The 15067-nt window shown below is 38.2% G+C and carries 12 protein-coding genes; all 12 read right to left on the minus strand.

What is annotated here, in order from left to right:
- Positions 1 to 71: 71 nt before the first annotated feature.
- Positions 72 to 1541: an ATP-binding cassette domain-containing protein gene (locus tag LUA91_RS06060; RefSeq protein ID WP_231425123.1), complete on the minus strand. Its 1470-nt coding sequence runs from the start codon at positions 1539 to 1541 to the stop codon at positions 72 to 74.
- A gap of 124 nt (positions 1542 to 1665) precedes the next feature.
- Positions 1666 to 2247: a 3-isopropylmalate dehydratase small subunit gene (gene leuD, locus LUA91_RS06065; RefSeq protein ID WP_231425124.1), complete on the minus strand. Its 582-nt coding sequence runs from the start codon at positions 2245 to 2247 to the stop codon at positions 1666 to 1668.
- A gap of 65 nt (positions 2248 to 2312) precedes the next feature.
- Positions 2313 to 3119 carry a trans-aconitate 2-methyltransferase gene (locus LUA91_RS06070; protein ID WP_231425125.1) on the minus strand — a complete coding sequence of 269 codons (807 nt, stop codon included), beginning with the start codon at positions 3117 to 3119 and terminating at the stop codon, positions 2313 to 2315.
- Positions 3120 to 3240: 121 nt separating this feature from the next.
- Positions 3241 to 4653, minus strand: coding sequence for a 3-isopropylmalate dehydratase large subunit (gene leuC, locus LUA91_RS06075; protein ID WP_231425126.1), 1413 nt, complete (start codon positions 4651 to 4653; stop codon positions 3241 to 3243).
- Positions 4654 to 4752: 99 nt separating this feature from the next.
- Entirely contained in the window at positions 4753 to 6234 is a 1482-nt protein-coding gene (ilvC, locus tag LUA91_RS06080) for a ketol-acid reductoisomerase (RefSeq protein ID WP_231425128.1), read from the minus strand.
- 258 nt (positions 6235 to 6492) lie between these two features.
- Positions 6493 to 6972 (minus strand): DinB family protein, encoded by a 480-nt coding sequence (locus tag LUA91_RS06085; RefSeq protein ID WP_231425130.1) that lies wholly within the window; start codon positions 6970 to 6972, stop codon positions 6493 to 6495.
- 4 nt (positions 6973 to 6976) lie between these two features.
- A complete protein-coding gene (locus LUA91_RS06090) occupies positions 6977 to 7360 on the minus strand; it encodes a glyoxalase superfamily protein (protein ID WP_231425131.1) in 384 nt (127 codons plus the stop codon).
- Between the two features lie 112 nt (positions 7361 to 7472).
- The gene (gene ilvN / locus LUA91_RS06095) at positions 7473 to 8111 is read right to left on the minus strand and encodes an acetolactate synthase small subunit (RefSeq protein WP_231425132.1); all 639 of its coding nucleotides are present in this window, start codon (positions 8109 to 8111) and stop codon (positions 7473 to 7475) included.
- Positions 8112 to 8203: 92 nt separating this feature from the next.
- Positions 8204 to 9952 carry a biosynthetic-type acetolactate synthase large subunit gene (gene ilvB, locus LUA91_RS06100; protein WP_231425133.1) on the minus strand — a complete coding sequence of 583 codons (1749 nt, stop codon included), beginning with the start codon at positions 9950 to 9952 and terminating at the stop codon, positions 8204 to 8206.
- A 164-nt stretch (positions 9953 to 10116) separates the two neighbouring features.
- Positions 10117 to 11799 carry a dihydroxy-acid dehydratase gene (gene ilvD / locus LUA91_RS06105; protein ID WP_231425134.1) on the minus strand — a complete coding sequence of 561 codons (1683 nt, stop codon included), beginning with the start codon at positions 11797 to 11799 and terminating at the stop codon, positions 10117 to 10119.
- Between the two features lie 84 nt (positions 11800 to 11883).
- Entirely contained in the window at positions 11884 to 12774 is an 891-nt protein-coding gene (gene ilvE / locus LUA91_RS06110; RefSeq protein ID WP_231425135.1) for a branched-chain-amino-acid transaminase, read from the minus strand.
- A 764-nt stretch (positions 12775 to 13538) separates the two neighbouring features.
- On the minus strand, positions 13539 to 14987 hold the full coding sequence (locus LUA91_RS06115) for an IS1182 family transposase (RefSeq protein WP_231425136.1): 1449 nt from the start codon (positions 14985 to 14987) through the stop codon (positions 13539 to 13541).
- Positions 14988 to 15067: the final 80 nt, after the last annotated feature.

A 15067-nucleotide genomic window follows, 5' to 3' on the forward strand; every position in this document is an offset into this window, starting at 1 on the left:
TTTGCCGCGGAGACTCGGAAATTGGGAAAAAATTGATTCCGTGTATTCTGTGTTTCCGTGGCAATTATGTTTTAGCTTAGTATTTCTATATTCAAATTTTCGACGGCTTTTACCTCGCCTTTTTCTAATAATATTCTTTTTTCGATGCAGGTTGGCAGCTGCGATTCAAAATGGCCAACATAAATTAAAGTCATTCCATTGCTGCACAACTCATCAACCAATTGGTTAAAATGTTGTGTTTGCTGTTGGTCTAAACCCTGACAAGGTTCATCCAGAATCAATAGTTCAGGATTTTTAATGATTGTTCTGGCTAGTAAAACCAGGCGCTGTTTCCCTAATGGAAGTGAGATTAACAATTCGTTTTTATTTTCGGTTAATCCAAAATATGCTACCAATTCATCAACCTGCTGGCTTTTGCTGTAAGGCAATTGTTGAAATAATCCAACAGTATCATAAAAACCAGAAGCAATACTTTGCCAAACAGTTGCCGAAGCATCAAAATACCAATGGAATTCGGGAGAAATTAAACCGATGTGCTGTTTAATATCCCAAATGCTTTCGCCACTTCCACGTCTGTTGCCAAATAAGTAAAGTTCGTTGGCGTAAGATTGCGGATGGTCGCCATTTACCAGACTTAATAAAGTTGATTTTCCAGAACCATTATGTCCTTGCAACAACCATTTTTCGCCTGCTTTAACTTCCCAGTTAATATTTTTTAAAACCTGTTTTTCACCATAGATGATGTTTACATCAACCATTTTCACAATGTCTTGCGAAGAATAAACTGGCGATTCTTTTAAAAAATCTGGAATTTCCTTTAGATGTTTTTCAGCAGAAACTGATGTTACAACTCTTGAATCTGAAACGCTGATTTTACCATCTTTTATCTCCGCAAAGCGATTAACTGAATTTGGCAATTCAGTATCGTTAGAAATTAAAATCAACTGAACGCCTGATTCAGCAACCTCATCTAATAAAATGTTTAAATTTCTGCGTGAAGCTGCATCTAAACCTGTGTAAGGTTGATCGATGATTAACAGTTGTGGTTTTAGCCACAAAGCCTTAACCAATTGCAGTTTTTTGTGTTCTCCGCTTGATAATTCAATCAATTGCGAACTGGCAAAAGAAGAAAAATTTAAAGCTTCTAAAATATGTTCAACCTGATCTAAATGAAGTCCTTTTTCTTTGCCATAACTCACCAATTCTGCATGAACAGTTAAGGTGTCCTTGGCTTGTTGACTGGTGTAACGTTGCTGATAATAGAAATTTGCAACACCTTCTAAATTTTTAAATTGATACCAGCTTTCTACAAATAAAACTTCAGCTGGTAAATCGCTTTCATTACTAAAGTTGATTTTTACTTCGCCAATGGCACTTTGTAAGCCAGCAATTATTTTAGCTAAAGAAGTTTTTCCGCTTCCGCTTTCACCAAATAAAACATATTGTTCACCAGTATTTATTGTCCAGTTCAAATTCTTTAACACCGATTTTTGTTGGTATTTTAAGGTTAAATCTTGGATACTGACGAAACTTTCTCTCATGCTTTTATTTTTCCCTTCGGGATGATTACATTGATTTTAATGATTTTTATTGGCGGTCGTCATTGCGAGGTACGAAGCAATCTATAGCTTTAAGATTGCTTCGTACCTCGCAATGACGAGTGTGCTACCTTTTCTCAAATTCCTCAATCAAACCTTTCTGGGCAAGGATGAAATCGATATCATCATAACCATTAATTAAGCATGATTTCTTATATGCATTAATCTCGAAAGATTCCTGAGCGCCTGTTTCAATAATAGTTACCGTTTGGTTTTCTAAATCAACTTCTAAAGGAGATTTAGCATTGTTTTCTACTGCTTTAAAAATTTGAGCCAGGAAATCTTCACTCACTTGGATTGGTAATAATCCATTGTTTAAGGCATTACCTTTAAAAATGTCGGCGAAGAAACTACTGATTACGGCATCAAAACCTGCATCCTGAATAGCCCAGGCTGCATGCTCACGACTACTGCCGCAACCAAAGTTTTTGCCAGCGACTAAAACCTGACCGCTGTACGTTGGATTGTTCAAAACGAAATCAGCTTTAGGTTGATTATCATTTTCGTATCGCCAATCGCGGAATAAGTTTTCACCAAAACCCTCACGAGTTGTCGCTTTTAAAAACCTAGCAGGAATAATCTGGTCGGTATCTATGTTTTCTATATTTAAAGGCACTACTGCCGATGTTAATTTTGTGAATTTTTTCATTGTGTCGTTTTTTTGTTCTTTGGTTTGTTGGTTGTTTAGACTTACAACGTATAACCTAAAACTTATTACTCTTTTTTCGCTTTCACTCGCAATCTTCTATAATCTGCTACCCATTCTCCGTTGATGAAGTAATTGGGTTTCAGTATTTCTACAGCTAAATTTTTAATAGATTCAGCTTGTTCTTCTGTTAAGTTTTTAAATGCATGTTGTGCAAATTGATTAATCCAAACATACATTCCTTCCTCGCCAATCAGTTTGGTTGGTCTGTCGAATAACCAAATTTGTTCTACTTCAAAACCTTTCGATTCTAAAAGCGTAGCGTAAGCACTAATTGATGGAAAGAACCAAAAATTAGTCAGCACTTTATCTGCAAAGCCTAATTGTTCAGCGGCAGATTTTATCACATCGGTTATGCTTTTAACATTGCCTTTGCCGCCAAACTCCGCAACCAATCTTCCGCCAGTTTTAAGGCTTTTAAATAATGCCTGAGCCAAAGCATTTTGGTTTTCAATCCAATGGAAAGTCGCATTACTGAAAATTGCATCAAACTTTTCATAGTAAGGAAGTTGCGTTCCATCCACCACTTCGAAGTTTAAATTTGGGTAAGCCACTTTTGCATTGGCAATCATATCTGCCGATGCATCAGTGCCTAAAACAACTGCACCACTTTCGGCAATTTGCGCAGCCAGCTGACCAGTGCCGCAACCCACATCTAAAATGTGTTCGTCGGCTTTGGGCGCTAACCATTGCAAAACATCCGCTCCGTAATCAGATACGAAGTGGTGTTGCTTGTCGTATAATGTTGCATCCCAAACTATTTCTGGCATTTTTATTTGTTTTAATTTTTTACCATCTAAGATACCTAAGGTCATCTAAGATTTTTTTGCGTTATCGTCATTGCGAGGTACGAAGCAATATATTTTATAAGTGAGATTGCTTCGTGCCTCGCAATGATGAGTGGTAAAGGTCAAGAAGTCTTTAATCTTTGTTCCTTTATCTTTGTTCTTGCAAAAGCATTTCCCTCACATCCGTAATCACACCTGTAACAGCCGCCGCTGCCGCTGTTAACGGACTAGCCAATAAAGTTCTTGCATTTTGTCCTTGTCTACCTTCAAAATTTCTGTTCGATGTAGAAACACAGTATTTTCCTGCTGGGATTTTATCTTCATTCATTCCCAAACAAGCACTGCAACCCGGCTCACGTAATTGGAAACCAGCTGCTTCGAAAATTTTATCCAAACCTTCGTTTTTAGCTTGTTGCTCCACTTGTTTCGAACCCGGAACAATCCAGACCGTAACGTTATCCGCTTTGCGTTTATCCTTTACAAAATCAGCCACTTCACGTAAATCTTCAATACGAGAGTTGGTACAGCTTCCAATGAAAACATAATCAACCGGTTTGCCGATTAATGATGCATCATCATCAAAACCCATATAATCCAACGCCTTTTGATAAGAAAGTTTCTCTTTCTCAGGTTGTGCACTAGTTGCAGGGATATTTTCCTGGATACCCATTCCCATTCCCGGGTTGGTTCCGTAAGTAATCATTGGTGCAATATCTGCCGCATCGAAAGTTAAAACGCTATCAAATGTGGCATCAGCATCGCTGTATAATGTTTTCCAATAAGCTAAAGATTTATCCCACTCTTCACCTGCTGGCGCAAACTCTCTACCTTTAATGTAATCGAAAGTGATTTGGTCTGGAGCAATTAAGCCGCCTCTTGCACCCATTTCGATACTCATGTTACAGATAGTCATTCGAGCTTCCATGCTTAAACTCTCAATTGCCGAACCTGCGTATTCAATGAAATATCCTGTGCCACCAGCTGCAGAAATCTGAGCGATGATGTAAAGAATAATGTCTTTCGCACCAACACCTTTGCCAAGTTCGCCGTTAACTTCAATTTTCATGGTTTTAGGCTTCGATTGCAATAAACATTGTGTTGCGAAAACCTGCTCTACCTGCGATGTTCCGATACCAAAAGCAATTGCACCAAAAGCACCATGCGTAGAAGTATGACTATCGCCACAAACCATCGTTTTTCCTGGTAAGGTAATACCCAATTCAGGGCCGATTACGTGAACAATCCCCTGAAAAGGATGACCTAAGCCATAAAGCTCAATTCCAAATTCAGCACAATTTTTAGTCAGCATATCCACTTGGTAGCGAGAAAGCTCTTCTTTAATTGGCAATAACTGGTTTAAAGTTGGTACGTTATGGTCGGCCGTAGCCACTGTTTGCTGCGGACGAAAAACAGGCAAACCTCTTTTGCGCAAACCATCAAAAGCCTGCGGAGAAGTAACCTCATGTATTAAGTGTGTATCAATGTATAAAATATCAGGAAACCCTTCTTCACTTTTTACAACGTGTGCATCCCAAATTTTTTCTACTAATGTTTTTGACATTTTGTTTTGTATTTAATGTTGTCAGTCTGAGTTTGTCGAAGACCTTTTAACGAATAAAAAGAATTCCTTCGACAAGCTCAGGATGACATTCTTTTTATTCTATGCAGTTTTAATCGCCTTCATAGCCGTCATCGCTTTGCGTAAAGTAGCACCAATTTGTTCTACTTCGTGCGAGCGGATAGCCTCGTTAACATCAATTAATTTTCTGTTATCAACACCACCATCTTTGCCTTCGTTAAAGTTTTTACCAACTAAATCAGTATCCACTTTTTTCATGAAATCAGCCAATAGAGGTTTACAAGCTTGGTCGAATAAATAACAACCATACTCAGCTGTATCAGAAATTACACGGTTCATTTCGAATAATTTCTTACGGGCAATGGTGTTTGCAATAAGTGGTGTTTCGTGTAACGATTCATAGTAAGCAGATTCTGGTTTAATACCCGCCTGAACCATCGTTTCAAAAGCCAATTCAACACCTGCACGTACGAAAGCAACCATCAATAAATAGTTGTCGAAATATTCTTGCTCGCCGATTTTAACATCGCCAGCTGGCGTTTTTTCGAAAGCGGTTTCGCCAGTTTCAGCTCTCCAAGCCAAAAGGTTTTTATCGCCATTTGCCCAATCTTCCATCATGATGCGACTAAATTCGCCACTCATAATATCGTCCTGGTGTTTTTGGAATAACGGACGCATAATATCTTTCAATTCTTCCGAAATTTCGAAAGCCTTAATTTTAGCAACATTGCTCAGTCGATCAACCATTGCCGTAATACCACCTTGCTTTAACGCTTCGGTAATTACCTCAACACCATATTGAACAAGTTTCGAAGCGTAACCCGCATCGATTCCTTTCTCTACCATTTTATCGAAAGATAGGATAGAACCCGTTTGCAATAAACCACAAAGAATGGTTTGCTCGCCCATTAAATCAGATTTAACCTCAGCAACGAAAGAAGATTTTAAAACACCAGCTCTGTGACCGCCCGTACCAACAGCATAAGCTTTTGCCTGCGCTAGTCCTTTACCTTGAGGGTCGTTTTCTGGGTGTACAGCAATTAAAGTCGGTACACCAAAGCCACGAACATATTCTGCTCTAACTTCACTACCTGGGCATTTAGGCGCAACCATAATTACCGTTAAATCTTTACGGATTTGCATACCTTCCTCCACAATATTAAAACCGTGAGAATACAATAAAGTAGCGCCATCTTTCATTAAAGGCATAATCGCATTCACAACCGCAGTGTGTTGTTTATCAGGCGTAAGGTTAATTACCACATCAGCAGTTGGAATTAATTCTTCGTAAGTACCAACCTTGAAATTGTTTTCCGTTGCATTTTTCCACGAATCTCTTTTGCCCTCAATAGCCTCTTTGCGCAACGTGTAGCTTACATCTAAACCACTATCTCTTAAATTTAAACCCTGGTTTAAGCCTTGAGCGCCGCAACCCACAATTACTAGTTTTTTGCCTTTCAAAGCGCTAACGCCATCTAAAAATTCGTTGCTTTCCATGAAATCGCAAACACCCAATTGGTTTAATTTTTCTCTAAGAGGTAATGTGTTAAAATAATTTGACATCGTTTTTGTTATTTATTTTATGGTTCTATTTTCTTGTTTTTTATTCTTTTTGAAAAGCGATTTCTGTGCTCTTCGGTTATTTTAGTCCCGCTTTACGTTGCAATATTTTTGCATTCAGTCAGTTTGCTCCATTTCCGTCATTGCGAGGAGGAACGACGTGGCAATCTTTTTCGTAAAACCTTCAAAAAGTATTTCCACTTCAATCGGGTTTATTTTACCCAGGTTCGTGTTTTCACCCTAAACCCTAAACCCTAAACCCTAAACCCTAAACCTTTCTACACCTTTTTTCAGTGCCCATGCATATCCATAATGCACATTATCATGGCCTACGGTTGTAATCAAAACCTCCTCAACACTTTTCATTTCCACGCCATAAGTCGAAGTAGAAAAAGGAGTGATGTTTGAAAATATGCCATTAGCGTAATCTTCTTTTATTTTTTCAATGCTTTCAAGTGCCAAAGTTTTTAATTCTAAAACTTCCTCCGCTGTTACAGTATAGGTCGGGCGAGTATCTTTTCTATAAAATTCATTAAACTTAACAGAACTTGCATCGGCTAAAATTCCTGTGCGTACATAACAAAGCGTTTGCGTACTCACCACAATATGTCCGAAATTCCAGATGATATTATTGCTGTAACCTTCAGGGATTTTATTTAACTGCTCAATAGTTAAGCTATCAACTAACTGAATAAATGCCTTGCGTGAGTTAATTATAAATTCAAATACTTCGTTCATCATATTTTTATGCTTCAATCTCTGACGCATCTAATGGTTGATTAAAATTTATCTTATTAAAAAATGGGTCGTTTACCGTAACTGCCCAACTTCCGTAAAAAGTTCTTTCCAAACCTGGTCTGTTATATTTATATTTCTTGTCAATAATCTGCTTATGAAATTCTTTCAAGCCTGTGCAATCGATATGAATATGAGCACTCGGAGCACAATCGCCATGATGCTCGCTTAAATGCAATTCAATTCCATCCAATGAAATTTGCATATAAGTTGGTGTATTATCTTCAAAACGATGCTCCCAATCTATGGTAAAGCCTAACCAATCCACGTAAAATTCGACTGCTTTCTCATAATCGAACATTCTTAAAATTGGCTTAACGCCATTACATTTCATATTTTTTTGATTTTCGTCATTGCGAGGCTTGATTTGTGCGAGCCGAAGCAATCTGTCTGATTTCTAAATAGATTGCTTCGTCGTTCCTCCTCGCAATGACGGATTATTTTATCTACATGGTAAAAATCTTCTCGCCTTTATCTAAAAACTCATTCTCAACCAGTTCTTCTCCAGGTTCGAAAGCTTCAAATTCTTTTAATTTTTCATGGAAACCAGCACTGTCTTTAATAATCGCCACCCTGGCCGAGCGCACAAATTCAATTAATTCATAAGGCTCCAAAGCTTTCACTAAAGCATCGGTCTCTTCTCTATGACCAGTCACAGCAAAAACAGTATAATCTTTACGGATTACAACTGCACTTGCACCGTATTGTCTAAGCAGTCTTTCTACAGTTACTTTTTCTGCAATTTCATCAGTAGAAACTTTGTATAAAGCCAGTTCCTGCCAGATAATTTCCTTGTTGGTATTGAAATAAACTTTCAAAACTTCGATTTGCTTTTCAATCTGACGAGCCAGTTTTCTTACCACTTCATAACTTTCCGTAATTACAATGTTGAAACGGTGGATGCCATCAATTTCAGATGGAGAAGTGTTTAAGCTTTCGATATTGATTTTCCTTTTGGAGAAGATAATCGCAATCCTGTTTAATAAACCGATACGATTTTCAGCATAAACCGTAATGGTATATTCCTGCTTTCCCTCTAAATCAGCTTTATCTATTTTATGTTCTATTGTGTTTTCAGTACTCATGTTTCTTGGATTAAGGATAAAGGAACAAGGATAAAAGACAAAACGCCTGTACTTTTAATCTTTATTCCTTGCTCTTTGTTCTTTTATCTTAATTATTTCAACCTAATCTCGCTTACACTCATTCCTTGTGGAACCATCGGGAAAACGTTATTTTCTCGTCCAACCATTACTTCTAATAAGTAAGAGCCTTCGTGATTAATCATAGTTTCCAGTGCTGTTCTCAGGTTGTCACGTTCATCAACTTTATCAGCTTCAATGTAGTAAGCTTTAGCAAGTGCCACAAAATCAGGACTGGTAATGTTTACCGATGAATAACGTTTATCGTTAAATAGCTCTTGCCACTGGCGAACCATTCCTAGGAAACGGTTGTTCAAAATCAGGATTTTAACTGCTGCACCAAATTGCATGATAGTACCCAGTTCTTGTGGCGTCATTTGGAAACCACCATCGCCAATAATTGCAATTACAGTTTTGTTTGGCGCACCATATTTAGCACCAATTGCTGCTGGTAAACCAAAACCCATCGTGCCTAAACCACCTGAGGTAATATTGCTTCGCGTATTGTTAAATTTAGCATAACGGCAAGCAACCATTTGGTGTTGACCAACATCTGTTACAATCACTGCATCACCACCACAAATTTCGTTAATGTTGCGTAAAACTTCGCCCATGGTAATTTCATCTCCCGCAGGGAAAAGTTCGGGAGTGATCACCTGGTCTATTTCTTGTTGGTTATAATCTCTGAATTTAGTAACCCATTCTTCGTGTTTTTTAGGTTCAACCAAGTTGGTTAATAATGGTAGTGTTTCTTTACAATCGCCCCAAACCCCAACTTCTGCTTTAACATTTTTATCAATTTCAGCTGGGTCGATATCGAAGTGTATTACTTTAGCCTGTTTTGCATATTTATCTAAACGGCCAGTAACACGGTCATCGAAACGCATCCCAATAGCAATTAAAATATCGCATTCGTTGGTTAAAACATTAGGACCATAATTGCCGTGCATGCCCAACATACCGACATTTAAAGGGTGGGAAGTTGGAATAGCACCTTCTCCCATAATTGTCCATGCGGCAGGAATACCACTTTTCTCGATAAAAGCTTTAAACTCTTCTTCAGCTTTGCCCAAAACAACGCCTTGTCCGAATAATACAAATGGTTTTTTTGCCGCGTTGATTAAAGCTGCAGCTTGCTCAATATACTCAACCCTAACTTTTGGTTTCGGGCGGTAGGAGCGGATATGATTACACTTTACATATTCAGGAAATTCCTCAATCTGTATTTGCGCATTTTTAGTAATATCAATTAAAACAGGACCCGGTCGGCCACTTTTAGCAATGTAAAATGCTTTCGCTAAAACCTCTGGGATTTCCTTGGCGTCAGTAACCTGATAATTCCATTTGGTAACTGGGGTAGTAATGTTAATTACATCAGTTTCTTGAAAAGCATCAGTTCCTAATAAATGAGCGAAAACTTGTCCAGTGATACAAACCAAAGGTGTACTGTCGATTTGTGCATCAGCTAAACCCGTAACTAAGTTGGTTGCACCTGGTCCGCTGGTTGCAAAACATACACCAACTTTACCGCTTGCTCTAGCAAAACCCTGAGCAGCATGGATGCCACCTTGCTCATGACGGACCAAGATGTGCTGCAATTTATCTGTATAATCGTACAACGCATCGTAAATCGGCATAATTGCTCCTCCAGGATAACCAAAAATGGTGGTAACACCTTCTTCAATTAATCCATTTAACAAAACCTGCGAGCCAGTTCCCTTAAAAGTTTTTGAGGTTTCTGCCTTCGCCTCGGTTTGTTGTATTGTATCTTGTGCAGTTTCCATAATTATGTTTTTGCGGTTCTATTATTTTTAAACTTGATGTCACAATTTCTGACATCAAGTTCATCACGGTTTGTGATGATATTAGTGCTTTTCTTAGTAAGCGGTCACAAATTGTGACCAGTTCAAGTTTATTTACTTGTTAAGTTTCTTTCCCCTTCAGGAGGTTAATACTCGTCAGTTACGCATCCACTTGCTGCATCTGATACAGTTTTAGCATATTTATATAAAACACCTTTGGTTACTTTCAATGCAGGCTGTACATATTTTTTTCTTCGCTCTGCGATAACCTCTTCGCTTACTTGTAAACTGATGATGTTATTAACGGCGTCGATTAAAATTGGGTCATTATCTTCAACCAAACCAATTAAACCGCCCTTATACGATTCTGGCGTGATGTGACCAACCACGAAACCGTGAGTACCACCAGAGAAACGTCCATCAGTAATTAAAGCAACCGATTTACCCAAACCTGCACCAATAATTGCCGAAGTTGGTTTTAACATTTCAGGCATGCCTGGAGCACCAACAGGGCCAGAGTTTTTAATCACAATTACATCACCAGGTTGAACACGACCGCTTGAAATACCAGCAATTAAATCATGCTCGCCATCAAATACACGTGCAGGACCTTCAAATTTTTCGCCTTCTTTACCAGATATTTTTGCAACTGAACCTTTTTCTGCTAAATTTCCGTAAAGAATTTGTAAGTGACCAGTTGCTTTAATTGGCTCACTCAGTTTTTGAATGATTTTCTGGTCGTAATCCATAATCGATTTCACATCAGCTAAATTTTCGGCCATTGTTTTACCAGTTACAGTTAAGCAATCGCCATGCAATAAGCCCTCGTTTAATAAAAATTTCAACACAGCAGGGATACCGCCATATTGATGCAAATCTTGCATCAGGTATTTTCCACTTGGCTTAAAATCGGCTAAAACAGGTGTAACATCACTCATTCTTTGGAAATCATCTTGCGTAATTTCTACACCGATGGCTTTTCCCATTGCGATAAAATGCAATACCGCATTTGTACTTCCACCTAATATAATGATCGAGCGAATTGCATTCTCAAATGCTTTTCTCGTCATGATATCAGATGGTTTAATATCTTTTTCTAATAAAACTTTGATATATTTTCCAGCATCTAAACATTCTTGTTTTTTCTCAGGACTTACCGCTGGATTTGACGAAGAATAAGGCAAACTCATACCTAATGCTTCAATAGCAGATGCCATTGTGTTTGCGGTGTACATGCCGCCACAAGCGCCCGCACCTGGACAAGTATGTTTGATGATTCCCTGATAATCCTCTTCAGATAAATTACCGCAGATTTTTTGTCCTAAAGCCTCAAAAGCCGAAACAATATTCAATTCTTCGCCTTTGTAATGACCAGGAGCAATTGTACCACCGTAAACCATAATCGACGGGCGGTCTAAACGAGCCATAGCCATTATCGCCCCTGGCATATTTTTATCACAACCCGGAATAGAAATAATTCCATCATAATATTGCCCACCACAAATGGTTTCGATACTATCTGCAATTACATCGCGACTTACCAATGAGTAACGCATACCATCCGTACCATTACTCATTCCATCGCTCACGCCAATCGTATTAAAAACTAAGCCAACTAAATCATTTTTCCAGACACCAGTTTTAACATCTTTTGCAAGGTCGTTAAGGTGCATATTGCAAATGTTACCATCGTAACCCATGCTAGCAATACCGACTTGTGCTTTTGCCATATCTGCATCGGTTAATCCGATTCCATAAAGCATAGCTTGCGCCGCAGGTTGTGTTGGGTCTTGTGTAAATGTTTTACTGTACTTATTTAATTCGCTCATTGTTTTGGTCGGTTGTAATGTTGTATTATTTTAAAGTTGTAATGTTTGCAATCTGTCTTGATACTTAACTCTCGCCACTTGAAACTATATAATCACTTCGTAGTTCACTTTCTCAAGCACCAAGTTTTTATAAGCACGTTGTATGGTGTAACCGACAGATTCTCTCCAAAGGTTGCGGAAAATGATATCATCAATTGAAGCAATTCCAGCAATTTCTGTAGCTGTGCCACATAGGAAAGCGCTATCTGCTTGTCTTAAATCTTCAACGGTTAGTTTTTTCTCCATACATTCAATATCTAAAACTGTACAAAGCTCTTTAACGGTAGCCCGGGTAATTCCAGGTAAAATATTTCCTAAAGATGGTGTGTAAAGTTTGCCATCTTTCTCCAAAAAGATATTTGCGCCAGATGCTTCAGCTACGAAACCATGCATATCCAAAAGTAGCGCTTCATCGTATCCTTTAATGTTGGCTGCGGTGGTTGCTAAAATTGAGTTTACATAGTTTCCACTAAGTTTTGCTTCCATCGGAGTCGATTTTGGATTCGGCCTTTCGTAATCTGAAATGGTTAATTTCAATAATTTATTACCTGAATAAGCATCCCAATCCCAGGCACAAATCAAAATTGATACACCGCTAGGCTCATTCAATTTCATATTTGGGTGGCAAAAAACTAACGGGCGGATGTAAGCATCTTTCAGTTTATTTAATGTTAGAAGTTTATAGGTTTCTTTGATTAATTCTTGTTTATTCCATGGAAAAGGAATATTGGCCAGTTGACAAGAACGTTCTAGACGGTCGAAATGGGCAGCAGCTTTAAAAATGCGATTACCATTGTGCGTTTTGTATGCCCTTATTCCCTCGAAAGCTGCATAACCATAATGCAGCGACTGGCCATAAAGGTCAGTGTTGCTATCTACAGCCTTTTCAAACTTTCCATCAAGGTAAATAATCGTATTAGAATTATAGTACTTCATAATACTGCGTTTTGTTATTTAAAAAAAGCGTCCTGTTTGTATCAGGACGCTTTAGGTATATTTAGTTTTTTTAAAATCTATTTAATCTGCGTCCGCTTATTGCCCCATAAAATATTTAGGAGTAGTAGATTCAGAATAATGACAGGTAACAACACAACATTTCCAGCTGCATTTGCAGTGGTGGTGTTTAAAAAAATGTTGTTTCGTGTAATCATTATTTCGCAATGCTTTATAAATACCAATTTAGTTTTTGGTTCATTAATATGCAAGAGAAATCAGAAAAAAGTGAAATAAGAATATAATTCTATACTTAACTAAGAAAACAGAATGTTATTCGCTGTGGTAATGGAATTAGTGATTTAATGCCGTTGGAGATAGACCGAATATCAAAACGGTATACGGTATGTTTATTATGCTAGCATTATAAATTTTCAATTTTTCTTCTTAAAATGAATTTTTGCCGAACAAAATTGATTATTCTTAACAAATTTAATCATTGATCAATTTACAAAATCACTCCTAGTTATGCCTACTTTAAAGTACATATAAAAGCCTCTTCGAAATTAGTGAGGGCACTGAAAAAGTAGACTTAAAATGGTCTATAAAGAAATTAGCGGATGAGTAGGTCATAAGATCTCCATCCGCTTTTTGTTTTTTGAGTGTTTTTATCTTTTTTACTGATTCCAGTTCATCAAGTTCTCTCGACGGATTTCAGCGTTTTATGACCCTTTTTGGCATGTTTTTTTGGTAATAATGATCCCGCTTTAGAATTTCAGTATTCTTTTTAGATTTACCACGAAAATCGCGATTGCACCTTGCATTTTCATGCTTTCAAGGCCATAGGAATTTGCTCTGTCATATCCATGAACATTTTTTAATTCACTATTTTTCGCCTCAATTTTATATCTGTGTTTTGATTTCTCCCTGAAGTACTCGCTCTGTTGGAATATTTCCTGCTCTTTGTGCTCGTCTGGTTTTATTGTAACTGAGTATGTCCTGCTTTTGGCTTCCGGTTTATAGCAGCCATCTCTTAGCGGGCATACTTTGCATTTTTCAATATCGAAATGATAGGTCATTGACTGATTGCTCTTATCTACCTTTTTGCCCTGCACCCGTTTGTACATGGCCAGATGCCCTGCAGGGCATACGAACATATCAGCGTCTTTGTTGTAATCAAACTTTTCTTCCTCTTTTCTGGTACCATGGGTAATAGCAGGGTTCATCCTGGCAACGATCTTAATCTTATTTCCGTTCAAATCCTTAAGCCTGAGGTTGTTCTTGCCGGCATAAGCTGCATCACCTATGATGGTATCCACCTCCATTCCGTATGACTGTGTCCGGTCCAATAATTTTGGAAGTTCAGGACCATCGCCCTTCTCAGCTGAGGTGACAACAGCGGCCGTTATAATACGTTCCTCTGTCATTGCCAAATGAGTTTTGTAACCAAAAAAACTGCTGTCAGCTGTTTTGTGGCCAACCCTGGCATCCATATCTTTGGATATTGCATAGTTCTCCCGGGTATCTTCCACTGTTTCCTTTAGGAGGTTTAGCTTCTCTTTCACAGCAGGAATCTCACTTAATGCTTCATCAGACTCGATAAGTTTTTGTAACTTCTTGCAGTATGCTATTTCTTTAAGGATATCATTTGAATCATTCTTCTCAGGCATCTGACCCTTGAGATCATCATCCATTAGATACACTGCCTTTCGAAGCATTTTCGAGCGTTGCCTGAGTACTTCAATAGGGGAATATGGATTGGATCTGGAAAGTGAATGCGTCGCATCGACAATGATGGACCTGGATTTAATAATGCCTTTTTCAAGGGCCAGGGAAACGGTTTTACCGATCAGAAGGTTTAAAAGATCCATATCCTTGAGGCGGAGCTTTCGGAACTTGGTCAATGAGCTTGAATTGATCACGTCTTCCTCCGGGGACATCTCCAGAAAATATTTGAAGGACATATCATAGTGGGAACGCTCTACCACATCGACATCTGAAACGGTGAATATGGTTTTCAAAAGCAGATATTTAAACATGCGTACCGGACTCTCAGCATTACGCCCGTTGTCCGGGCAGTATTTATTTAGGAGCTCATCATATATAAAACCAAAATCTATAAGCTCGTTGATCTTGCGCAGGAGGTTCTCTTTGGGAACAATCAGATCATAAAGCCTGGAAAACTCGCTAAACTGGATTTGCTGTTGAAGAAGCATCTTAAAAGCAGTAATAATACACCTTTAAAATACAAAAAAAGGAGCAGAAAAACTAGTTTTCTACTCCTTTTTATCCTTTT

Source organism: Pedobacter sp. Leaf250, assembly GCF_920984735.1.
In the GTDB taxonomy this organism is placed as follows: domain Bacteria; phylum Bacteroidota; class Bacteroidia; order Sphingobacteriales; family Sphingobacteriaceae; genus Pedobacter.